19 protein-coding genes are annotated in these 21,226 nt (G+C 72.2%); 5 read left to right on the top strand and 14 right to left on the bottom strand.

What is annotated here, in order from left to right; all coding sequences use genetic code 11:
• Positions 1-502: aminotransferase class I/II-fold pyridoxal phosphate-dependent enzyme (locus AC1DSO_RS13240; RefSeq protein ID WP_477069258.1), on the bottom strand; the 502-nt coding region annotated here is incomplete at its 3' end.
• Between the two features lie 107 nt (positions 503-609).
• On the opposite strand from AC1DSO_RS13240, the gene AC1DSO_RS13245 reads away from it, so the two are divergent.
• The 3 genes from AC1DSO_RS13245 to AC1DSO_RS13255 are packed head-to-tail and all read left to right on the top strand — an operon-like array spanning position 610 to position 4,487.
• Positions 610-1,836, top strand: coding sequence for a glycosyltransferase family 4 protein (locus tag AC1DSO_RS13245; protein ID WP_477069259.1), 1,227 nt, complete (start codon positions 610-612; stop codon positions 1,834-1,836).
• Between the two features lie 12 nt (positions 1,837-1,848).
• Positions 1,849-3,258: a hypothetical protein gene (locus AC1DSO_RS13250; protein ID WP_477069260.1), complete on the top strand. Its 1,410-nt coding sequence runs from the start codon at positions 1,849-1,851 to the stop codon at positions 3,256-3,258.
• On the top strand, positions 3,255-4,487 hold the full coding sequence (locus tag AC1DSO_RS13255; RefSeq protein ID WP_477069261.1) for an oligosaccharide flippase family protein: 1,233 nt from the start codon (positions 3,255-3,257) through the stop codon (positions 4,485-4,487). Before AC1DSO_RS13250 ends, AC1DSO_RS13255 begins: the two co-directional genes overlap by 4 nt.
• 207 nt (positions 4,488-4,694) lie before the next feature.
• Here the strand turns inward: AC1DSO_RS13255 and AC1DSO_RS13260 are convergent, their stop codons facing one another.
• The 7 genes from AC1DSO_RS13260 to AC1DSO_RS13290 form a co-directional block, all read right to left on the bottom strand.
• The gene (locus AC1DSO_RS13260; RefSeq protein ID WP_477069262.1) at positions 4,695-5,900 is read right to left on the bottom strand and encodes a glycosyltransferase family 4 protein; all 1,206 of its coding nucleotides are present in this window, start codon (positions 5,898-5,900) and stop codon (positions 4,695-4,697) included.
• Positions 5,901-5,925: 25 nt separating this feature from the next.
• Positions 5,926-7,062 carry a non-hydrolyzing UDP-N-acetylglucosamine 2-epimerase gene (gene wecB / locus AC1DSO_RS13265; RefSeq protein ID WP_477069263.1) on the bottom strand — a complete coding sequence of 379 codons (1,137 nt, stop codon included), beginning with the start codon at positions 7,060-7,062 and terminating at the stop codon, positions 5,926-5,928.
• Positions 7,059-8,177 carry a polysaccharide biosynthesis C-terminal domain-containing protein gene (locus tag AC1DSO_RS13270; RefSeq protein ID WP_477069264.1) on the bottom strand — a complete coding sequence of 373 codons (1,119 nt, stop codon included), beginning with the start codon at positions 8,175-8,177 and terminating at the stop codon, positions 7,059-7,061. The genes wecB and AC1DSO_RS13270 overlap by 4 nt, the downstream gene beginning before the upstream one ends.
• Positions 8,164-9,204 carry a polysaccharide biosynthesis protein gene (locus AC1DSO_RS13275; RefSeq protein ID WP_477069265.1) on the bottom strand — a complete coding sequence of 347 codons (1,041 nt, stop codon included), beginning with the start codon at positions 9,202-9,204 and terminating at the stop codon, positions 8,164-8,166. Before AC1DSO_RS13275 ends, AC1DSO_RS13270 begins: the two co-directional genes overlap by 14 nt.
• Before the next feature lie 75 nt (positions 9,205-9,279).
• Complete coding sequence (locus AC1DSO_RS13280; protein ID WP_477069266.1) at positions 9,280-10,398, bottom strand: glycosyltransferase family 4 protein; 1,119 nt, start codon at positions 10,396-10,398, stop codon at positions 9,280-9,282.
• Complete coding sequence (locus AC1DSO_RS13285) at positions 10,395-11,495, bottom strand: glycosyltransferase family 4 protein (RefSeq protein WP_477069267.1); 1,101 nt, start codon at positions 11,493-11,495, stop codon at positions 10,395-10,397. The genes AC1DSO_RS13280 and AC1DSO_RS13285 overlap by 4 nt, the downstream gene beginning before the upstream one ends.
• 2 nt (positions 11,496-11,497) lie before the next feature.
• Entirely contained in the window at positions 11,498-12,409 is a 912-nt protein-coding gene (locus AC1DSO_RS13290) for a hypothetical protein (protein WP_477069268.1), read from the bottom strand.
• A 79-nt stretch (positions 12,410-12,488) separates the two neighbouring features.
• On the opposite strand from AC1DSO_RS13290, the gene AC1DSO_RS13295 reads away from it, so the two are divergent.
• Positions 12,489-13,748, top strand: a complete 1,260-nt coding sequence (locus tag AC1DSO_RS13295) for a nucleotidyltransferase family protein (protein ID WP_477069269.1) — start codon at positions 12,489-12,491, stop codon at positions 13,746-13,748.
• On the opposite strand, the gene AC1DSO_RS13300 is transcribed toward AC1DSO_RS13295, so the two are convergent.
• The 5 genes from AC1DSO_RS13300 to AC1DSO_RS13320 form a co-directional block, all read right to left on the bottom strand.
• Positions 13,695-15,278, bottom strand: coding sequence for a B12-binding domain-containing radical SAM protein (locus AC1DSO_RS13300; RefSeq protein WP_477069270.1), 1,584 nt, complete (start codon positions 15,276-15,278; stop codon positions 13,695-13,697). The genes AC1DSO_RS13295 and AC1DSO_RS13300 overlap by 54 nt on opposite strands.
• Positions 15,275-16,090: a class I SAM-dependent methyltransferase gene (locus AC1DSO_RS13305; protein WP_477069271.1), complete on the bottom strand. Its 816-nt coding sequence runs from the start codon at positions 16,088-16,090 to the stop codon at positions 15,275-15,277. The genes AC1DSO_RS13300 and AC1DSO_RS13305 overlap by 4 nt, the downstream gene beginning before the upstream one ends.
• Entirely contained in the window at positions 16,087-16,914 is an 828-nt protein-coding gene (locus AC1DSO_RS13310) for a class I SAM-dependent methyltransferase (RefSeq protein WP_477069272.1), read from the bottom strand. The genes AC1DSO_RS13305 and AC1DSO_RS13310 overlap by 4 nt, the downstream gene beginning before the upstream one ends.
• Entirely contained in the window at positions 16,911-18,308 is a 1,398-nt protein-coding gene (locus AC1DSO_RS13315) for a B12-binding domain-containing radical SAM protein (protein ID WP_477069273.1), read from the bottom strand. Before AC1DSO_RS13315 ends, AC1DSO_RS13310 begins: the two co-directional genes overlap by 4 nt.
• 383 nt (positions 18,309-18,691) lie before the next feature.
• Positions 18,692-19,480, bottom strand: coding sequence for a FadR/GntR family transcriptional regulator (locus tag AC1DSO_RS13320; RefSeq protein ID WP_477069274.1), 789 nt, complete (start codon positions 19,478-19,480; stop codon positions 18,692-18,694).
• Between the two features lie 238 nt (positions 19,481-19,718).
• On the opposite strand from AC1DSO_RS13320, the gene AC1DSO_RS13325 reads away from it, so the two are divergent.
• Complete coding sequence (locus AC1DSO_RS13325) at positions 19,719-20,609, top strand: IclR family transcriptional regulator (RefSeq protein WP_477069275.1); 891 nt, start codon at positions 19,719-19,721, stop codon at positions 20,607-20,609.
• Positions 20,610-20,747: 138 nt separating this feature from the next.
• On the opposite strand, the gene AC1DSO_RS13330 is transcribed toward AC1DSO_RS13325, so the two are convergent.
• Positions 20,748-21,041: a hypothetical protein gene (locus tag AC1DSO_RS13330; protein WP_477069276.1), complete on the bottom strand. Its 294-nt coding sequence runs from the start codon at positions 21,039-21,041 to the stop codon at positions 20,748-20,750.
• Positions 21,042-21,226 lie beyond the last annotated feature (185 nt).

Genomic DNA, 21,226 nt, shown 5'->3' on the forward strand with positions numbered 1-21,226 from the left:
GGGCCTGGGCGGCGTCCTCGTAGACCGCCAGCCCATGCTCGGCGGCGATCGCCAGCAGCGCGTCCATGTCCGACACCCGGCCGTTGACGTGCACCGCCATGATCGCCCGGGTTCGCGGCGTGATCGCCGCGCGCACCGCGTCCGGATCGACCAGCCAGTCGTGCTCCGACAGCTCGACCGGCACGGCCCGCCCGCCCGCGTGATGGATCGCCTGGGCCGCCGCCACGAAGCTGTGGCCCGGCAGGATCACCTCGGCGCCGCGCTCCAGGCCCGAGGCCCGCAGACCCAGCAGCATGGCGTGGGTGCAGTCGGAGACGCCGATCACGTGGCGCACGCCCAGATACTCGGCCAGGGCGGCCTCGAACCCGTCGACCGCCGACTGCAGGATGAACCCGCCCGACGCCGCCGTTTCGTGAAGGATGCGCCCGAACGTGTCCGCCCGTTCGGCGTAGAGGGCTTTCCAATCAAAGAATGGAACCAGAGGACCGCCTTGGGAGCACATACCACGCGCCGCCTTGTGATGAGCGAGGCGGTCGCCCCGCCGAATGTCGATAGGTGCGCCTTTCCCTGGGCCCGGTTCAAAGAGCCGCCCCGTCAGAGATTTTTCGAATGCGTATCCTGTACCTGACGCAGTGGTTCGACCCCGAGCCCAACATCCTGAAGGGACTGGCGTTCGTCCGCGCGCTGGAGGCGGCGGGGCACCAGGTGACGGTGGTCACCGGCTTTCCCAACTACCCGACCGGCAAGCTCTATCCGGGCTATCGGATGGGGTGGCGGCGGCGCGAGGTCATCGAGGGCGTCGAGGTGGTTCGCCTGCCGCTCTATCCCAGCCACGACGCCTCCAGCCTGCGCCGCTCGCTGACCTTCGTGTCGTTCTTCCTGTCGGCCCTGGCCTATGGGCTGCTGAGGCGGCGGCGCTACGACCTGGCCTATGTCTACCATCCGCCGATCACGGTCGGCCTGGCCGCGGCCCTGGCCGGATGGGTGCGCGGCCTGCCGTTTGTGCTGGACGTCCAGGACCTGTGGCCCGACACGATCGCGGCCACCGGCATGGCCGGGGCCGGCCGGCTGGTCGGCGTGCTGGGGCTGCTCTGCGCCTTCGTCCATCGCCGCGCCGCCGCCGTGATCGTGCAGTCGGAGGGGATCCGCGAGACGCTCGTGGCGCGCGGCGTGCCGGCCGCCCGGCTGACCACGATCCGCAACTGGGCCGACCTGCCCGCCCCGGCGACTGATACTCCGGACCAGTCCGTGGAGGCCGACCCCGCCGTCTTCACCCTCGCCTATGGCGGCAATCTCGGCCGGGCCCAGGGGCTGGAGACCGTGATCGAAGCCGCCGCCCTGCTGCAGGCGCGGCGGCGGGACATCGCGATCGTGCTGCACGGCGAGGGCGTCGAGGCCGAGCCCCTGCGCGCCCAAGCCGTCGCCGCCGGGGTCGACATCGTGCGGTTCGAACCACGGATCTCGCCCCGCGCCATAATCGAGGTCTTCGCCCGGGCCGACGCCCTGCTGATGTCGCTGGCCGACGATCCGCTGTTTCGGATCACCATCCCGTCGAAGACCCAGTTCTACCTGGCGATGGGCCGGCCGATCGTCGCCGCCGTGGCCGGCGAGGCGGCCGAGATCCTCACCCGGTCGGGCGCCGGCCGCGTCGCCTCGCCCGGCGACGCGGCGGCCCTGGCGGCCGCGATCGAAGCCCTGGCCGACACCCCGCGCGCGGCGCGCGCGGCGATGGGCGCCGCGGGCCAGGCCTATTATCGCGACCACCTGGCGTTCGAGCGCGGCGTCGATCGAACCCTTCGGGTGCTGGAGGGTACTCACGCCCAGGATCGACCCTGAGCCCTCCCCATCTTGACCGAAGTCCCCGTCCCTCTCCCGTCCCGGCCGAAGGTCTCGCGCGCGGTCCCCGTGGTGACGCCGAGGGGAACCGCCACGCGGCTGCCCCTGGTCCTGGTGATGGCCTATCTGGTCGCGACCTTCGCCCTGTTCCTGCTCTGGCCGATCAACTGGCCGATCTACCATGCCGACGACTGGGTCCGGCTGATCGGCTACATGGTCCTGTGCCTGGTCGTGGCCGGCGTCTGCGCGTTCGCCGGGTCGGCGGGCGACACCCGGGTGAGCGGACCCCTGCCGATGCTGCCGGCCCTGCTGGCGGCCGGCGCGGTGGTGGCCGCCCTGCTGCTGATCCCGACCAGCTACGCCTATACCGGCCGGCCGCCCTGGGAGGCCATGGACGCCCTGCGCGACCAGGGCGGCGCCTATCGCCGCCTGCAGACCCAGCTCCTGGCGACCACCGGCCAGCGCAACGCCATCGTGGCCCTGCGCGCCTTTTCCGCCCCGCTCACCTATCTGGTGCTGCCGCTGGGCGTGACCCGCTGGAGCTCGATCGGCTGGACCAGCCGGGCGGCGGTCGTCGTCACCGTGCTGTGCTCGATCGTCTTCTCGATCATGCGCGGCACCGACAAGGAGATCGCCGACCTGTTCGTGGTCGGCGTCGCCGCCGCCTTCGTCTCGTTCGGCCGCAGCCGCGTGCTGGGCCACCAGGGCTTCCAGCTGGTGCGCCGCTACTGGTCGTGGGCCCTGGTCGCGCTGGTCTTCCTGTCGTTCGCGCAAGGGCTGTTCATCGAGCGCAAGGACCAGCGCCTGGGCGGCTTCATCAACCGCTCGGTGGTCTGCGCCAACAACAGCCGCATCTGCGCCGACCTGCAGAGTCCCTGGATCGCCTGGCTGCCCCTGCCCCAGCGCTTCGGGGCCACGGTGTTCATCCTGTCGACCTGCTCCGGCTACTACGGCCTGGAGCTGGCCCTCGAGAAGCCGTTCGACACCGCCTTCGGGGCCGGCCACTCGCCGGCGTCGCTGTCGGTCTACGAGGCGGTCACCGGCGACCCGTCGCTGCACCTGCGCACCTACACCTACCGCAACGGCGGCGACCACTGGTCGGAGGAGTACTACTGGTCGACCCTGATGACCTGGCTGGCCAACGACGTCGGCTTTCCGGGGGCGGTGCTGGTGCTGGGCCTGATCGCCTGGCTCTGGGGCCTGTGGTGGCGCGAGGCGGCGGCGGGGATGAGCGACCCGGCGGCGGTGCTGTTCTGCCTGACCACCACCATGATGTTCTACCTGCCGGCCAACAACCAGGTGCTGGCCAGCTACGACGGCTATGTGATCCTGACGGTCTGGATCGGGGTGTGGCTGTGGCACCGCCGACGCCACGCCCTGTCGGCGGTGTTGTCCGCCCCCTCGGGTCGTCCCCCCGCGTGACACGGATCGTCGCCGTCCTGGGTTTCTTCGGGTTGCGGGTCGCCGTGGGCTTGCTGCTGCTGAAGCTGTCGGCGCGCTTCCTGCCCGTCGCCGGCTTCACCGAGTTCTCGCAGTTCCTGGCCTTCGCCGCCTTGCTGAACCTGATGGCCGTCGCCGGCGCCCAGAGCGGGCTGATCCGCCAGGCCGCCGCGGCCGACGACGGCGAGGACCTGGCGGCGACGCGCGGCGCGGCCTTCATCCTGTGGGCCGCCGCCCTGGCCGTGCTGGTTCCGGTGGTCTCTATCGCCGGCGGGCCGATCTCCCACCTGCTGACCGGCAGCGGCCGCCACTGGCCCGCCGTGCTGGCCGTCGCCGCCCTGACCCTGCCCTGTGGCGCCGGCCAGATCTGGTGCGGCCTGCTGTCGGGACGCGGCAAGGTGGTCGCCAGTCTCTCGGCCCAGGGGCTGGGGCTGCTGGCCGGGGCCGGGGCGGCGGCCTGGCTGATCGTCCGCGGCCAACCCATCGCGGCGACCATGGCCTTCGCCGCCGGCGGCCTGGTCACCACCGCCACGGCCGCCCTGCTGAGCCTGCGGCTGAAGATCCCCGCCACCACCTGGCCCGCCGCCCTGGCGCGGGTCCGCCCGCTGGTGCGCTATTCGGCGGCGCTGGCGGCGACCACCGGCTTTTCCGCCCTGATCCTGTTTGGCCTGCGCGCCCACTATCGCGAGGCCTTCGGCCACACCGAGCTCGGCTATTGGATGGCCGCCAACCGGGTGTCCGACATGTCGACCCAGCTGCTGGGCCTGTTCATGATCCAGTCGTTCGTGCCGCGCCTGGCCCGCCAGGACGACCCGGCCGCCGCCCGGCGGCTGGCGCTGCGCTTCTGGGCGGCGGGCGCGGCCGGCATGGCCGCGATCGCCATCGTGTTCGCGGTGGGCGCGCGGCCGCTGGTGCACCTGTTCCTGTCCGACGCCTACCTGCCCGCCATCCCGGTCATCCAGACCTACATGATCGGCGACGGCTTCCGGGTCTGGGCGTCGGTGGCGATGTACAGCGCCTTCGCCCAAGGACGGCCGGGACGCTATGCGGCGATCGAGATCGGCGCTCTCAGCCTAATGGCGGGGATCACCGTCGCCCTGGCGGCCGCCGGCGAGACCCGCGCGCCGCAGCTGGGCTATGTCGGCGCCTATGCGGTCGTCGCCGCGCTGGTCAGCCTCACCGTGCTGCGGAGGCCGAAGCCGACGGTCTAGGCCAATCGACTTCATCTGGGGCAGGACAAAATCACACTGCCTTCCTGGGCCTTGTGCCCAGGACCCATGTTTGAGGCAGGCGTGGAGTCTTTGGGTCCGCGTGGCCGAAAGGCCGTGAACTCGGCCTCACTTCTGGTGAAGCTGAACCCTGGGTCCTGGGCACAAGGCCCAGGAAGGCGGGTRAATTTAGCTCTCGGTGAACGTCGATCAGCCCCAACCGCCCGCCGCGTCCAGCACCGTCGCCACGGCCCGGCGGACGTGGAAGACCGCGTCCAGGCAGAGCGGCGCGGCGGCGCGGACGGCGGCGCGTCCGAGCGGGTCGGTCGCCAGCCGGACCGCCGCCGCGCCGAACGCGTCCGGCTGGCCGAACGGCACGCCGACCCCGACGCCATGGCCCTCCAGCACGGCGACGAAGTCGTTGCCGGGCTCGATGGCCGCCACCACCGGCAGGCCGGCGCGCAGGTAGTCGATCGTCTTGCTGGGGATGCTGAACGAGGTGACGCCCGRCACGGTGGCGACCAGCCCCACGTCGCAGGCGCCCAGCAGGTCCAGGTATTCGTCGCGCGGCAGGCCGGCCAGGTGCGCCACGTTCCCGCGCCGCCCCGCCTCGGCCCGCACCAGGGGCGTCAGGCGACCGTCGCCGACGAACAGGAACAGCAGGTCGTCCTCGCGCTGAAGCCGGGCCGCCTGCAGGATCTGCTCGAAGCCGCGCCCCTCGACCAGCTGGCCGCCGAACACCGCGATCGGCCGCTCGGCGGGCAGGCCGTAAAGCGCCCGAACCGCCGCCCGGTCGACGGCCGGGACGGGCGCCACGTCGGACCAGATCGGCGTCACCAGGACCCGCTGGTCGGGCTTCAGCCGCCAGTTGCGCCGCAGGTAGTCGGCATTGCCCGGCAGGGTGCAGATCACGGTGGAAAAGTCGCCGAGCAGGCTCTGCTCCCAGGCCCGGGCGGCCAGGAACGGCGCGCCACCGGGGATCCGGCCGATCTGCCGATGGTGGTCGGGAAAGAAGTCCCAGATGAACAGGATGCGCCGCCGGATCCCGGCCTTTCGCGCTTGGGCCAAAACGGGGGCGATCGCCACCGCCGGCGCCCAGGCGATCAGGGCGTCGAAGCCCGCCAGGTCGAACGACCGCCGGGCCGCGCGGCCGGCGCGCAGGCCACTGAGCACGAACTTGCTGGCCCCGCGCACGATCGCGCCCAGCCCTTCCAGGGCCCGGGCCGGACAGCGCACGACCCGCACGCCCGAGGCGCTGACCAAGGTCTCGTCCCGCGCGCCCGGCGGGGCCGTCCAGTCCAGGTGCAGCACCTCCACCACGTGGCCGGCGGCGGTCAGGGCGTCGGCCAGCTCGGTGGTCATGTACGACTGGCCCGGTCCTGTCGGGTACTGCATGCAGACCATCAGGAAGCGCATGGCTTCCTCCGTGGGCCGGGACCGGTCACGGCTCGCGCCACACCGTGCGCCGCACGTAGTCCGTATAGCTGAGGATCGTGCGGACCACCTTGTCGGACACGTTGGGCGCGGCGTAGTCGGCCGGCAGGCGCACCGTGCGCGCCGCGCCGCGCGCCTGGTCCTGCAGGATCGCCAGGCCTTGCAGCACGCGCTCGGCTCCCAGGCCGGTCATCATCACCGCCCCCTCCTCCATCGCCTCGGGCCGCTCGTGGGCCTCGCGGATGTTCAGGGCCGGGAAGTTCAGGATCGAGGACTCCTCGCTGATCGTGCCGCTGTCGGACAGCACCGCCCGGGCGCCGATCTGCAAGGCGTTGTAGTCGAGGAAGCCGAACGGCTTCATCAGCCGCACGCGCGGATCGAACGTCAGGCCCAGGGCCTCGATCCGCTTGCGGGTGCGCGGATGGGTGCTGACCACGATCGGCAGGTCATAGGCCTTAGCCACCGCCGCCAGGGTCTCGACCAGGCCGGCGATCTGACGGGCAGAGTCGATGTTCTCCTCGCGATGGCAGCTGACCAGGAAGTAGCGCTCCGGCTCCAGGCCCAGGCGCGCCACCGCGTCCGACGCCTCGATCCCGGCGCGGTAGTGGGTCAGCACCTCGAACATCGGGCTGCCGGTCTTGACGATGCGGTCGGCCGGAAAGCCCTCGGCCAGCAGGTAGTCGCGGGCGATGGTCGAGTACGGCATGTTGATGTCGGCCGTGTGGTCGACGATCCGCCGGTTGGTCTCCTCAGGGACGCGCTGGTCGAAGCAGCGGTTGCCGGCCTCCATGTGGAAGATCGGGATCCGCCGGCGCTTGGCCGGGATCACGGCCAGGCAGCTGTTGGTGTCGCCCAGCACCAGCAGGGCGTCGGGAGTCTCCTCGGCCATGGCCTTGTCGGCGGCGATGATCACCTGGCCGATCGTCTCGGCGGCCGTGTCCCCGGCCGCCTGCAGGAAGCGGTCGGGCTTGCGCAGGCTCAGCTCGTCGAAGAAGACGCCGTTCAGCTCGTAGTCGTAGTTCTGGCCGGTATGGACCAGGACATGGTCGGTCCAGCGGTCGAGGGCGGCCGTGACGCGGGCCAGGCGGATGATCTCGGGGCGCGTGCCCACGATGGTCATCACCTTCAGTTTTCGGACCGTCATACGGCCGCCGCCACCGTGTCCGGACGGGCGCGATCGAACACCTCGCTGGCCCAGATCAGCGAGACCATCATGTCGCGGCCGACATTGGTGACGTCGTGCGCCCAGCCCGGAATGGTCTCGACCACCACCGGCGTCTCGGCGCTGGTGCGGACCTCGTGCAGGTCGCCGGTCAGGATGTGGCGAAAGCGGAACAGCGCCTGGCCGTGCACGATCAGGAACTTCTCGACCTTGCTGTGATGATAGTGGCCGCCCCGGGTCACGCCGGGATGGGCCGTGAAGTACGAGACCTGGCCGCTGGCCGGCGTCTTCAGCACCTCGGTGAAACTGCCGCGCGGGTCGGTGTGCGCCACCAGCGGATAGCTGAACGCCTCGGTCGGCAGGGCGGCGACGAAGGTCGCATACAGCGCCCGCGTCAGGCCCGAGCCCACCGACTGGATCTGGCCCGCCCGCCGCCCCTCGGCGAAGGCGGCGATGATCTCGGCGGTCTCGCCCACGGTGATCTGGCGAACCTGCGCCGGCTCCAGGAAACCGTGCGCGTCGGGCGGGTTCAGGATCAGGTCGCACCACTGGTCGACCAGGTCGTCCACATACAGCAGCGACAGCGGCGCGTCGAAATCGTCGATGCGGATCGGCAGGCCGCGCGCCAGGTTGTGGCAGAAGGTGGCGATGCAGGAATTGTAGTTCGGCCGCGCCCATTTGCCGAAGACGTTGGGCAGCCGGTAGATCGCCGGCCGCGCCAGGCCGGCGGCGGCGAGGTCCATCACCAGCTGCTCGGCGGCGCGCTTGCTGGCCCCGTAGGGCGTGTCGTCGTCGGCGCGCACCGACGAGGCGCAGATCACCAGCGGCCGGCGCCCGCCCCGCGCGATCGCCCCGGTCACCCAGGCGGCGTAGGCGTTGGTCTGGTCGAACTCGGCCGGATCGCGCGGCCGCACCGCCCCGGCCAGATGAACCACCACATCGGCCCCGGCCAGCAGCGCCTCGGCCTCTTCGGTCGGGGTGGTCCGCGAGATCGGGTGGACGACCAGCCCGGCCTCGCCCAGGCGCACCACCAGATTGCGCCCGATGAAGCCGCCGGCGCCGGTGACGGCGACGACCCGGCGATCAGAGATGGTCATGGGCTTCGCTCCCGTCGACGAAGGCGCGCACGTAGGGCAGGCTGAGCAACAGGGCCGCCAGCTGGTCGACGTCCAGCCGCCGCGTGTTGTGCGAATTGTAGTCGTCGAACGAGGAGACCTTCTTCTCGCCCTCGCTGACATAGGCGCTGTAGTTGAGGTCGCGGTTGTCGGGGCTGACGCGGTAGTAGCCGCCCCGGTCCTCGGCGAAGGCCATCTCCTCGCGGCTCAGCAGGGTCTCGAACTGTTTCTCGCCGTGGCGGGTGCCGATGATGCGGATCGGATGGTCGGGCTTGCCCAGCACCACCAGCACGGCGCGCGCCAGCAGCTCGATGGTCACGGCCGGCGCCTTCTGGACGAACAGGTCGCCGTTGGCGCCGTGCTCGAAGGCGTGGAAGCAGAGGTCCACGGCCTCGTCCAGGGTCATGACGAAGCGGGTCATCCCCGGGTCGGTGATCGTGATCGGCTGGCCGCGCCGCACCTGGTTCATGAACAGCGGCACCACCGACCCGCGCGACGCCAACACGTTGCCGTAGCGCGTGCCCGAGATCACCGTCTGGGCGCCGCGGGCGACGCGCGCCTTGGCGATCATCACCTTTTCCATCAGGGCCTTGGACATGCCCATGGCGTTGACCGGATAGACCGCCTTGTCGCTGGACATGCAAACCACGCGCCGCACGCCGTTGCGGATCGCCGCGTCCAGCACGTTGTTGGTGCCGGCGATGTTGGTGTTGACCGCCTCCATCGGGTGGAACTCGCAGGAGGGCACCTGCTTCAGCGCGGCGGCGTGGTAGATGTAGTCGACCCCGCGCGTGACGCTCTCCATGGCCCGGAAGTCGCGCACGTCGGCGATGTGGTACTTGATGCGCGGGTCGTCGAAGCGCTGGCGCTGGTCTTCCTGCTTCTTCTCGTCCCGGCTGACGATGCGGATCTCTCCGACCGGCATGCGCAGGAAGTGGCGGAGCACGGTCGAGCCGAACGAGCCGGTCCCTCCCGTGATCATCAGCGTGGTGTCGGCGATGTCCTTCATTCGAGTGCGCTTGCGTCTTCCCACCCGCCGATCCGCCGGCCTCGTGGCGTGGGTACCGGGACCGTCAACGACCGTTCATCGCGCCCCGAACTTTAGGACGACCTCGTGATACAGGCGCCGCGTCCGCGCGGTCGTCGTGTCGGCGTCCTCGGCCAGGGCCAGGGCCTGGGCGGCGCGAGCCAGGCGCAGGCGCTCGGCCTCGTCGTCGGCCAGGCGCAGGATCGCCTCGGCCAGGGCCAGCGGGTCGCCGATCGGCGTGGCGACGGCCGCGTCCGGGGCCCAGTCGGCGATGTGGCCGACCCGAGTTCCCACCGTCGGCGCGCCCGCGATCGCGGCCTCCAGCACCACCAGCGGCCCGGCCTCGTGGCGCGAGCTGACCAGCATCAGGTCCGCCGCCTCGACCAGCGGCCGGGTGGCCGCGTGCGGCAGGAAGCCGTGGAAGGTCACCCGCTGGTCCAGGCCCAGCGCCGCGCAGCGCCGCTGGACGGCGCCGTCCAGGGTGTCGAGGCCGACGATGTCGAGATGGAAGTCCAGGCCCCGCTCGCGCAGGATCCGCATCGCCCGCAGCAGGGTCTCCTGGTCCTTGACCCGGTTCAGGCTGGCCACGTGCGCCAGCCGCAGCGGCGCGCCTGGCGCGCGGGGTCGAGGCGCCGCGGCCGGCCAGCGATCCAGGGCCACGCCGAACGGGATCCGCGTCGCCGCGACGCCGAAGGGCCTGGCCAGGGCGGCCATCGCCTCGCTCTGCACGATCACCCGCCGCGCGCCGGCCAGGGCCAGGCGGGTCCAGAGCCGGCCGCCCAGCGTCAGCCGAGCCCCGTAGCCGATGTCCTCCAAGGCCGAGAGGTCGCCGCCCGGCAGGGTCAGGACCATCGGCGTCGCCGTCAGGCGGCCGAAGAGGGCGGCGACCGCGCCGGGGCCCGCCGCCCAGAAGGCGTGGACGACGTCGAACCGCCCGCGCCGATGCTCGGCCAGCAGGTCGACCAGGGTCCTGAGACGGCGCGGCCGAGCCCCGGCGTTGCGCACATGCGCGCCCAGCAGCGTCCAGTCGCCGGGCGCGGGCTCCTGGCCCAGGGCGAACACATGCACCTCGTCCCCCGCCGCGACCAGGCGCTCGATCAGCCACAGCAGGCAGGGAATGACCCTGTGCTCGCCCGACCGGTCGACGCCGCCGGGCACGACCAGGGCCAGCTTCACGACCGCCCCTCCGCCAGGAGCGCATAGACCTCCGCCAGTCGCCGGCCGACCACCCGGAACGACAGACGTCGACGGAAGTGCTCGACCACCGCCGCCCGATCCAGCCGGCTCGCCGTCTCCACAAGGGCCCGCGCGAAGGCCTCCGCGTCGCCGACCGGGACAAGGGCCCCGATCGCGCCGGCGCCGGTCAGGGCCCGGAACGACGGGATGTCGCTGACGACCGGCGCCGCGCCGCAGGCGATGGCCTCGATCAGAGCGTAGCCCGAACCCTCGAACCGGCTGGTCGATACGAACAGGTCGGCGGCGCGGCACAGGGTCTCGATCTCGTCGCGCGGCCGTCGGCCCAGCAGGCGCACGCGCTCGGACAGCACCGCCGAGCCCGCGATCCGCGCCCGCACCGCCTCCAGCATCGGCGCCTCGTGGAAGCAGCACCACAGGCGCAGATCCGGCAGCCTGGCCGCCGCCCGCTCGACCGCGTCCAGCATGGTCAGCGGATCCTTCTTGGCCTGCAGCCGTCCGACCCACAGCACGGCGGGGTCGCCATGGACGCCGCTGAGCGCCCGCGCCTCGATTTGGTCGCCCGGGGTGAAGCGGGTGGACGACTCCGGCACGGCGAAGACCGGCAGGTCGCGCCGTAGCCGCGCCCGAGCCAGGATCGGCCCGGCCTGGGCGACGTCGGTGAAGGCCAGGCCCGCGACCTTGGCCAGCCCCCAGCGGGCCAGCAGCGGCAAGGCGGCGCTGGCGTGGTCCTGCGCCAGGACGGGCCGGCCCAGGCCGCACAGCACGCGGGTGTGCCAGGCGAAGTCCAGGCCGTTGACGTGGATCACGTCGGGGTCGGCGGCCCGCACCGCCCTGGCCACGCACCCCGGATCCAGGCCCGTCGGCCGGCCCGGCAGCGCCGCCTCGGCCACGAACCGATAGAGCACGCCGTTGCGGCGCAGCTCGGCCTGACGATGGAACGACTGTACGACGGTGGTCTCGACCCCGGCCTCGGCGACCGCCTCGGCCACGTCACCCAGCGTCGGCCAGGCCGCCAGCAGCGCCTCCGGATCCGGCCGTCCCGGCGGACGCACGAGGCTGACATGGACGACGCGCACGCTCAGGCCCCGAACTCGAGCGGCAGGCGCTCGCGCAGGAAATCGATGGCCGCGCCGGGGTCGCGCGACAGGGTCAGGCGCCAGCCGCCGCCAGCCGCCAGGGCCCGCGCGGCCTCGGCGGATTGGCGGGCCAGCAGGTCGAAACCGGGCTCCAGCCGCGCCAGGCCGGCCAGGGTCGCCTCGGGGTCCAGCCGCGCCAGGGCCAGGCTTTCGCCGCGCTCCAGCAGCACCACCGCGACCCGCTCCGCGCCGGATTCGGCAAAGGCGCCGCGCGGCGCCGGCACGATCGCCTTCAGCTTGCCGCCCCGCGATCGCAGCCCTTCAGTGAACCTCGGCGCGTCTTGGGGAAACACATGCAGGGGCCTGCGAAAGCCCCAGACCGTCAGGCTCGGCCGCAGCTGGATGTACAGGGTGTCGTCGGACAGAATGGGAAGCCCCCGCTCCATCGCGGCCAGGGTCAGGGTGCTCTTGCCCGAGCCGCTGGGCCCGGCCAGCGCCACCGCCGTGCGCCCCAGCATCACGCCGGCCGCGTGCAGCGGCGTGCGGTCGGCGCGGGTCAGCAGGAACAGCAGCAGGGTGTCGGTCACCCGCGCCGCCAGCCCGGCCGGATCCCCGACCAGCCGCGGCGCGACGGTCGCCCACGCCTTGCCCGTCACCGCGTCGGCCTGGCCCACGCCGCCGTCGCCGCGCAGCGTCAGGCGCGGGCCGTCGACGCGGATGTCCTCTTCCGCCTCATCGACGTCCCCCAAGTCCAGCCGGATCTCGATCCGGGCCGCCTCGCCCGTCCCGGCGGAAGGCCAGTCGCCATACGCCCGGCCGACGGCGTCCAGCAGCGCCGGCGCGCCCGACACCAAGTCGACCGGCAAGCCGAAGATGTCGAAGCGCTTCCGAAAGATGGCAAGAGGAAATTGCATAGATAAGAATATGCATAGAATAAATACCATATCAATACATAAAATATCCAATAGATTATAGTCGAATATGACTTCGACATTGAACAATATTGACGAACACCTCGATTTCGCCACGGAAACTATTTCCGAAGCAGAAGTCTCGCGACGATTCAAATGGGCCAAGCGGCAGGGCAACCCCGCCTGGCTGTGGCCGGACATCCRGGTCGAGGACTGGCGCGCGGCGCTGGAGCAGGTCGCCCGCGTCGCCTCGGCCGTGCTGTCCGGCGCGACCGTTCCGCCGCCCCTCGACGGCGACCCGGCCGCCATCGGCCTGGCCGGCTACACCTCGGGCCTGGGGCCGCTGCTGGGCTGGTGGGCCGAGACCGGCGCCATCGCTCCCTCGCCCGCCGTGGCGCGGGTGCTGGACCTGCATCTGCGCCACAACCGGATCCGCGCGGCCCGCCTGGACGCAGCGGCGGTCGACCTGACCGGGCGCCTGTCGCGACAGGGGATCGCCGTCACGGTGCTGAAGGGGGCCGATACCGCCCGCGCCTATTTCCCCGCCCCCGGGGTCCGCCCGGCCTCCGACATCGACCTGCTGGTCCGGGCCGAGCAGGCCCCCGCCGCCGAGGCGGTCCTGCGGGCCGAGGGCTTCGCCGAGGCCAGCCGGGGCGCGCGCGAGAGCAGCTGGCGGCCGCCCGGCTGCCCGCCCGCCCCGCGCTCGCTGACCCTGGTCCACGCCGACGACCCCTGGTCGATCGACCTGCATAGCGCCCTGGACCTGATGGTCAGCGCCGGCGCGCCCCTGGCGGCGCTGGACGCCGGCGCGCCGATGGACAGCCGCCGCGCCTGGGCGCCCGGATCAGAGGCCACCGCCCTGGAGCAGCCGCTGCTGCTGTTCCACCTGGCGATCCACGCGGGCGCGGGCCTGCAGAACCTGACCTTGCTGCGGCTGGTGGAGCTGAACCTGGTGATCCGCCAGGACGTCGCCGCCGGCCGGTTGTCCTGGGACGCGTTCCTGGTGCTGGGCGAGCGGATCGGACTGCTGGGCTTCGCCTATCCGGCCTTGACGCTGTGCGAGGCCCTGACCCCTGGCGTCGTCCCGACCGCGGTGCTGGCGCRCTGCGCCCGGGCCGCGCCGCACGGCGTCCTGCGGGTCGTGCGCGGCCTGACCCCGGCCACGGCCCAGCGGATCGAGCGCAGCTCGGTGGGCGAGCACTTCATGTGGACCGACGGCTGGCGGCGGCGGGCCCGGCAGCTGGCCGCCGACATCGCGCCGCGCGCCGGCTCGTGGCGGGCGCTGTGGTCAATCTACGAGAAGCGGGCTTGGCGCCTGGTGCGGGGCCGGGTCAGCCGCTGAAGCCGGCGGCCACGGCGCGTCGGTCTCCAGGCTCTCCGGCCGCAGGTGACCATAGGCCTGGGTGTCGTCGGGAACGATGCGCGCCCACCGGCGGATCAGCCGCAGCAGCCGGGGATTGTCATAGTCGGCCCGCGCCCAACGCCGGCGGGCGGCCAGCCTGCCGAGCAGCTTGCCCCACGGCCGCGTGCGCTTGTCGTGCACCGACGGGAAGCGGCTTTTGAGCACCAGTTCGAAATCGTCGACCCGCGCCTTCAGCCGCCGCGCCATCCAGGGCAGGTCGGGATCCTCGTGGGTCATCCAGGCCACCCATCGCGGCTCGATCCACTCCTCCAGCGTCTCGGGCGTGCCGGCCAGGGCGTCGACGTCGCCGTAGGTCCCCTTGCGCTGCGGCGTGGGCGTGTAGAAGTAGCTGATCAGCTCCATGTCCGGATTGACCGCCTTCAGCTTGCGGATGAAGGCCAGGGTGTTCTCGATCTCGCTCTCGGGCGCGTCGGGATCGCCGAACACGAACGAGAACTCCGGGATGATCCCGTGCTCGCGCGTCTTGGCCGCCGCCAGCAGGATCTGGTCGGTGGTGGTGCCCTTGTTCATCTTGGTCAGCACCTCGTCCGAGCCGGACTCCGCGCCGCAGAACACCATGGTCAGGCCCGCCGCCTTCAGCGCCCGCCAGGTGTCGTCGGAGAACCGCTCCAGCGCGTCGACCCGCGCCTCGCACCACCAGCGGATCCCCAGCGGCTTGAACGCCTCGGCGATGGCGCGGGCGTGCTGGTCGTTGAGGAAGAAGTTGTTGTCGTAGAAGTGCACCGAATCCATGCCGTGCTCGCGGACCAGATAGGCCAGATGCTGGGCGGCGCGGGCCGGGGTCTCGACCTTCTCGCGACGGCCGAACACCGAGATCACGCCGCAGAAATTGCAGCCGTACGGGCAGCCGATCGAGGCCTGGTAGACGCCCGACCGCCGCCCCAGGAAGGTGGGGTGCAGATACTGCTCGACGTCGATCCGGTGGTACGGCGGGGCCGGCAGCTCGTTGGGGCCCAGCCAGGCCCGTTCCGGCGCCTTCCAGTGCGAACCGTCGGCCTGGCGGAAGCACAGCCCGGCCACCGCCTTGGGGTCGCGCCGGCCGGCCAGAACCTCCAGCAGCTCGACGAAGGCCTGCTCGCCCTGGCCGCGCACCAGCCAGTCGACATAGGGCGCGTTCAGCACCGGGTCGGGATAGAGGCTGCCGAAGTTGCCGCCCCAGACGATCGGGATGTCCGGATAGCGGCGCTTCAGGGCCTTGGACAGCGGCACGGCGCTGACCAGCTGCGGTCCCGGCATCACGGTCAGGGCGACCGCCGTCACCGGGTCGGGCCCGCCGGCGCGGCGATCGATGCGGCCGGCGATCTCGGCCAGGATGTCGATGCCCGGCAGGTTGCCGTCGACGATCTCCCACGCGACGTGCTGGGGCAAGGCCGCGCCGATGGCCATCACCGACAGCGGAAAGCGGCGGTTGGCGGGCTTGGTGGCCCTGGGATTGACCAGCAGGATCACGGCCGCGCGCTCACCCAGACGTCGAAGCGCGACGGGGCTCTTTGCCCACGCAGGCGCGCCAGCAGCGGCCGGGCCTCGTACCAGAGCGGATACAGCACTCGCCGGCGTCGCCAGGCCAGGCCCAAGGCGGCGGAGGCCTCGGCCAGCCGCTCGCGGGTCAGGAACTCGATGAACGGCGGGGCCAGCAGCACGTCCGCGCCTTCGCCGAAGCGCCGGGCCGCCCCGGCCTTCTTCTCGGCGACCATGGCCAGGCCGTCGGCCTCGCGGCGATAGAACGGGCTGTCGACGATGGCCAGCCGCCCGCCCGGCCGGACCACCCGCGCGGCCTCGGCCAGCACCGCCGGCAGGTCCAGGGCGTAGTGCAGCGACGCATTGAACACCGCCAGGTCGACGCTGGCGTCCGGGGCCGGAATGGCGGCGAACGAACCGGGGCGAAGGTGCATCCGGCCCTCGGCCCCGGCCTCAAGCGTCTGGGCGGCGAGCGTCCGGGCCGCGCCCAGGCCGTCGACGTCGTCCTCGCGGATGTCGAGGGCGATGGCCGAGTGGCCGGCCAGGGCCAGACGCCAGCTCAGCCAGCCATTGCCGGCCCCCAGGTCCAGCACCGACAGCGGCCGGCCCAGCCGCGCCGCCAGCGGCGTGACGACGTCGCCGACCAGAACCTCGAAACTGCGAGCCCGAACCGCCCACTGCCGGGCCAGGGGCCCGCCGCGCAGATAGGGCAAGGCCATCAGCGCCTCGCCGCTGTGTCCCCGCCCCTCGGCGGCGCGATGGCGGGCATAGGCGACCGCGAAGCCGGCGAGGTCGGCGCTCATCCCAGCACCTCCGCGTCGGTCCGCACGAAGCGGTGAAGGACGTGGTCGCCCAGGTCCGCCAGCGGTCGCGAGACGGCGCGGTCCAAGGCCTCCAGCCCGGCCAGCAGGCGCGGATGGCGCGAGATCCACGGCTCGGCGGCGCTGGGCGGCACGAACACGCCGACGCCCTGGCGGCCCGCCGGCCGGAACCACGGCGACAGGGCCCGCGCCAGGTCGGCCGGCCGATGATAGCGGACCGTGAAGGCCTGGCCGTTCAGCCGCGCCGCGACGTCGCCCCGCGCGAAGCGGCGGACCATCGCCGCGGGCCGCCCCCGCAGACCCTCGACCAGCCATTCGCCCGGACAGCAGGTCCCGAACACCACCAGCAAGGCCGGCGCGCCAGGTCGCAAAAGCCGGGCCAGGCCCCGCGCGAACGGCGAGAGGTCGGTCACGCAGTTGAGGGCCGCGAAGTTGGAATAGGCGCCGTCGAACGGCGACGCGTCGGCGCGGCGCTGGGCCAGCGCCTCCAGGCCCTCGGCCGACGCCACCTCGGCCTGCGCGTACGGCCGTCCGGCGAACTTGGCCCTGGCCACGCGCACCATCGACGGCGAGGCGTCGGTCAGCAGCACCCGGCGGCCGCGGTCCAACAGCCAGGCCGCGTCCTCGCCGGTGCCGCCGCCGACTTCCAGTAGCCGCGCGCCTTCGGGGAAGGCCTCGGCCAGGGCCGCGCGCACCACCCGGCGCTGGGCCGCGACGCTGAGCCAGGCCCCGAAGCGCGCATCGAAGCCGTCGGCCATGGCGTCGAACGCCCGCGCCGCCGCCGGCGTCTCCGCGGCCACGCTCACGCTGACGCCGCCAGGATCGAGGGGGCCGGCGAGCGGTGCAGGACGGCCTGGGCCTCCAACGCCGCCCAGGCCGCGTCGTCGCCGCGCCCGGTGTCCACCTCGCGGTGCAGCACGTCACGCACCTTGCGATAGAAGGCGGAGTCGTAGGTCCCCTGGAACAGCATGGCCAGGTCGCCGGTGTCCTTCCAGTTGCGCTGGCCGCCCAGCTGGGCGGCGACGCGATCGTGGAACACCGTGCCCGGCAGCGGATAGGCCACCGACACGCCGACCTCGTCCGGCGCCTCGCCCCGGATCAGGTCGCGCGTCGCCAGCAGGTCTTCCCAGAGCTCGCCCGGATAGCCCAGCTGGATGAACCAGCACGCCTTGACGCCGTGCGCCTTCAACACCCGGGTGGCGGCGCGGGCGGCCTCGACCGTGGCGGCCTTGTCCATGGCGTCGAGGATCCTCTGCGAGCCGGTCTCGACGCCCAGCCACACCTCGCGCGCGCCGGCGGCGGCCAGGGCGGCCACGGCGCGCTCGGTCATCAGATTGACCCGCGACTGCATCGAGAACGGGATCGCCGCGCCGGCCGCGATCACCCCGTCGGCGAAGTCGCAGATCCAGTCGACGTCGAGGCCGAGGATGTCGTCGGTGAACCACAGGTGGTCGGGCGCGATCTCGGCCTTCAGCCGGACCATCTCGGCCACCACGTCGCCGGGCGAGCGCACGGTGTAGCGCCGTCCGAAGGTCGGCTTGGCGCACCAGTTGCAGGCATAGGGACAGCCGCGCGAGGTGGCGATGTTCCACGAGAAATGGCCGTGCGCCTCGGTCCAGGCCGCGCGGTAGGCGGCGACGTCGACCAGGTCCCAGGCCGGCGGCGGCAGGGCGTCCAGGTCGTGGGTCACGCGCCGGGGCGACGTCGGTCGCGGCCGGCCGTCCGCGCCCGCCAGGACCAGGCCGGGAACGGTCTCCAGCCCCTCTCCGCGCGCCCAGCGTTGAAGGGTCTCGGCCACGGCGTCCTCGCCCTCGCCCAGCACGACCGCGTCGGCGCCGGCGTCCAGATAGAGGCCGGGATGATCGGCCGCGTCGGGGCCGTTGACCGCCACCCGGCAGCCGTGGGCCCGCGCGGCGCGCACCATCTCCAAGGCGCTGTCACGACGCACCGCGGTGCACATCTTGGTCAGGAAGTTGAAATTGTCCTCCATCAGGACCACGGCCGACGGCGCCAGCCGCTCCAGCACGGCGGCGAAGTCGCCGGGTCCTTCAGCGAAGGTCGCGTCAAACAGGGAGACCGYGTGGCCCTCGCGCCGGGCCAGGGCGGCGGCCAGCAGGGTCGACAGCGGCGGATAGGGTTTCATCTTCTCGCGCTGCTTGGCGTCCTGGGCGAGAAAGAACGAGTGGCCGAACAGGATCACGCGCCGGGGTTCCCCGCACGGTCCCCGGACCCGACGCCGGCCGGGGCCGTCCTGCCACCTTCGGAAATCGCTCTGCGCATCGCGTTTCAACCGATCCCACGCGCCGGGCGCGCCATTGGGAGGTCAGTTTCCCCAGACCCGCGACCGGTTCATCGCCACGCGCGAAATCGCGGGGCGCCGTTCGCTATCCCGGCAGGGCCAGCGCCAATCGGCATTTAGGGTAGGTCCAAATCCACTGCCTTCCTGGGCCTTGTGCCCAGGACCCATGTTCGAGGCGGGGGTGGAGTCTTTGGGTCTGCGCGGCTGGAAGACCGTGAACTCGGCCTCAAGTCTGTTGAGGCTGAACCCTGGGTCCTGGGCACAAGGCCCAGGAAGGCAGCTACTCAATGCACCTCGATCGGACCTAGCGCCGAAGCCCGCGCGGCGGCCAGCTCAGGCGTGGGCGCGGGACCAGAGCGAGAGCGCTCAAGCACGGCGGGGCGCTCCCCGTCCTGATGCGCCGCGACCTGGCGCAGGCCCTCGGCGAGGATCGCCTGCATCGCCGCGCGCGCCCGTTCCGGCTCACCGGCGACCAGCGCCGCGCCCAGGGCCTGGTAGCCCGCCGCGTCGGACGGCCGGCGGTTGCGGTTGGCGAAGGCGGCCGAGAGCGTCAGGGCCGTGGTCACCAGCTCCGCGAGGCCGCGATAGAGGCGGTTGCCCGTCGCCTCCAGCATGAGCCGGTGGAAGGCGACCTTGGCCGACAGCATGTCGCCCTCGCCGCGCGCCGCGGCCAGGACGCCTTCCAGCACGGCCTCGACCTCACGCCGTGTGGCCTCGGTCATGCGCCGCGCGGCCAGGGCGGCGGCGACCGGTTCGGCCCCGAGCCGCAGCTCGGTGAGCTGGGCCAGGGCAGCCAGCGAGAAGCGTCGCGCCAGCAGCCAGCGCAGGACGTCGGGATCGTAGAGGCTCCACGCGGTCTCGGCCGCGACGAACGTCCCCTGCCCCGGATGGCCGTGCAGCAACCCCTTGGCCACCAGCATCTTGACCGCCTCGCGCATCGTGGCGCGTCCGACGCGGTAGCGGTGCGAGAGCTCGCGCTCGGTCGGAAACGGTGTGTCCGCGAACACGCCGACGACGATGGCCTCGCCCAGCTGCTCGACCAGCCGGCGGGCCACGCTCAGGCTGGGCTTCACGCCCGGCTCGCCGCGCGGCGACTCACGGGCTTCGTCCGACCGGCCATCTGGTTCCTCCGCGCCGCGTCACGGCGTCTGGTTGGGGCGGCCGCTCGAGCCCGCGCGACGACGGATTGTTATTTGAACGCTTGCGTACGATAAAAGGATCTTGGGCGTCAATGCGGCGCCGTTGGCGGTGACGATCCGCCGGCGCGCGCAGCTTGGACGACGCCGAGACCTGGCGCTGGAGGGGACCGCATTGCCCTTTGAAAATCATGGCGTTGATCGCTCTCGCCCCGCGCGCCGCGCAGCAGGGGCGGACGGTCGCTCACTCGCCGACTCCGGACTGGACGCCGGCGTCGATTTTTCCGAGACGGAAGACGCCTTACGGCCCAGCCAGACCCTGCGGCGCGGCATCGACGTTCTGGAGCTGATCGCCCGACGCGGCCCGATCGGGCTGCGCGAGATCAGCCAGCGGATGACGCTGACCCGCAGCACGGCCCATCGCCTGGCCTCGGCCCTGGCCGAGCGGGACCTGGCCCGCCTCACCGCGCGCGGCTACGAGCTTGGCCCCAAGCTGCTGGCCCTGGCCGAGACCGCGCGCCTGCAGCGGCCGCTGACGGTCTTGGCCCGCCCCCATCTGGAAGCCTTGGCGCGTCAGCATCTCGACGCGGTGAACCTGGCCGTCCGCGACGACGGGCGAGTGCGGTACGTGGACCAGACGCACGGCGCGCGGCGGATGGCGGTCCGCTCGGTGGTGGGCGAGATGCGGCCGATGGCGTCGACCGCGCTCGGCCGCGCCCTGCTGCTGGACGACTCCGAAGCGGTCTGGCGCACGGTCTTGGCGGAGGATCCCGACGCGCCGCGCGGCCAGAATGCGGTGCTGGCCTGGGTCGCGCGGATGCGGCAGTTCCGCGACCAGGGCGCGGCATTCGACGTCGAGGAGAACGCGGACCGYGTCCGCTGCGTGGCCGCGCCGATCCGCGAGGCCAGCGGCCGGATCGTCGCGGCGATCAGCATTTCCAGCCTGCCCCAGTACCTGGACGACGCGCGGATGGCCGAGCTGGTGGGGCCCGTCACCGAGACGGCGCGAGCGATCGCGCGAGAGCTAGGCTGGCGCCCCGGCGCAACCGCCGCCCCGCCGCGCTGAGCCGCGCCGCTCGAAACAGGAAAAGGCGCGGGGCGCTCGATCGGCGAGCGCCCCGTCCGGACCCCGTCAGCGCTCCGAACTCAGGGGAGGAGGAAATCGTCTCCGCGCGCGAGCGACGGCGCGAGGCCGCGGCCCGAACTACTTGTTCGCCGGCAGGGCGGCGAAATCCTTGTCGATGGCCGCCAGGGCGCTGTCGCTGACGGTGTCCTTGGCGAAGCGCTGCAGACCTTTGAGGGTCAGCGGGCGCGCCATCCGGATCTGGGGGTTGGCGAAGACCGACGGCAGATGCTTGTCGACCACGGCCTTGGCGGCCGGGGTGTCGAGGATCTCGCCGATCGTGGTCGTCGCCGTGCTCAGCGGCGGCGCCGCGACGGCCACGCCCGCCACGCTCATCAGCAACATGGCGGCCAGAGCGGTTCGGATGGGGCGCATGGTCGGCCTCTTCTCAAGGGTCGTTGGCCGCATGATGCCGCGTTCAGGGGCGAAGGCAATCCAAAATCGAACACTTGCGGTCAATTTTAAGCTGGAGTGCGCCCATCTTCGCGATCGGCGCGACGTACGGTCGTTCACGCCACCTCGTATGCAGATGAAGACATATCCCGAATTTCCCTTTGCTT

This window comes from Caulobacter sp. P4_E5 (genome assembly GCF_056401555.1).

What these genes read in the sequence shown, in the direction of transcription:
- AC1DSO_RS13305 (WP_477069271.1), bottom strand. Translation starts at nt 16,090, where the DNA reads ATGAGCGCCGACCTCGCCGGCTTCGCGGTCGCCTATGCCCGCCATCGC.
- wecB (WP_477069263.1), bottom strand. Translation starts at nt 7,062, where the DNA reads ATGACGGTCCGAAAACTGAAGGTGATGACCATCGTGGGCACGCGCCCC.
- AC1DSO_RS13245 (WP_477069259.1), top strand. Translation starts at nt 610, where the DNA reads ATGCGTATCCTGTACCTGACGCAGTGGTTCGACCCCGAGCCCAACATC.
- AC1DSO_RS13270 (WP_477069264.1), bottom strand. Translation starts at nt 8,177, where the DNA reads ATGACCATCTCTGATCGCCGGGTCGTCGCCGTCACCGGCGCCGGCGGC.
- AC1DSO_RS13330 (WP_477069276.1), bottom strand. Translation starts at nt 21,041, where the DNA reads ATGCGCCCCATCCGAACCGCTCTGGCCGCCATGTTGCTGATGAGCGTG.
- AC1DSO_RS13275 (WP_477069265.1), bottom strand. Translation starts at nt 9,204, where the DNA reads ATGAAGGACATCGCCGACACCACGCTGATGATCACGGGAGGGACCGGC.
- AC1DSO_RS13290 (WP_477069268.1), bottom strand. Translation starts at nt 12,409, where the DNA reads ATGCAATTTCCTCTTGCCATCTTTCGGAAGCGCTTCGACATCTTCGGC.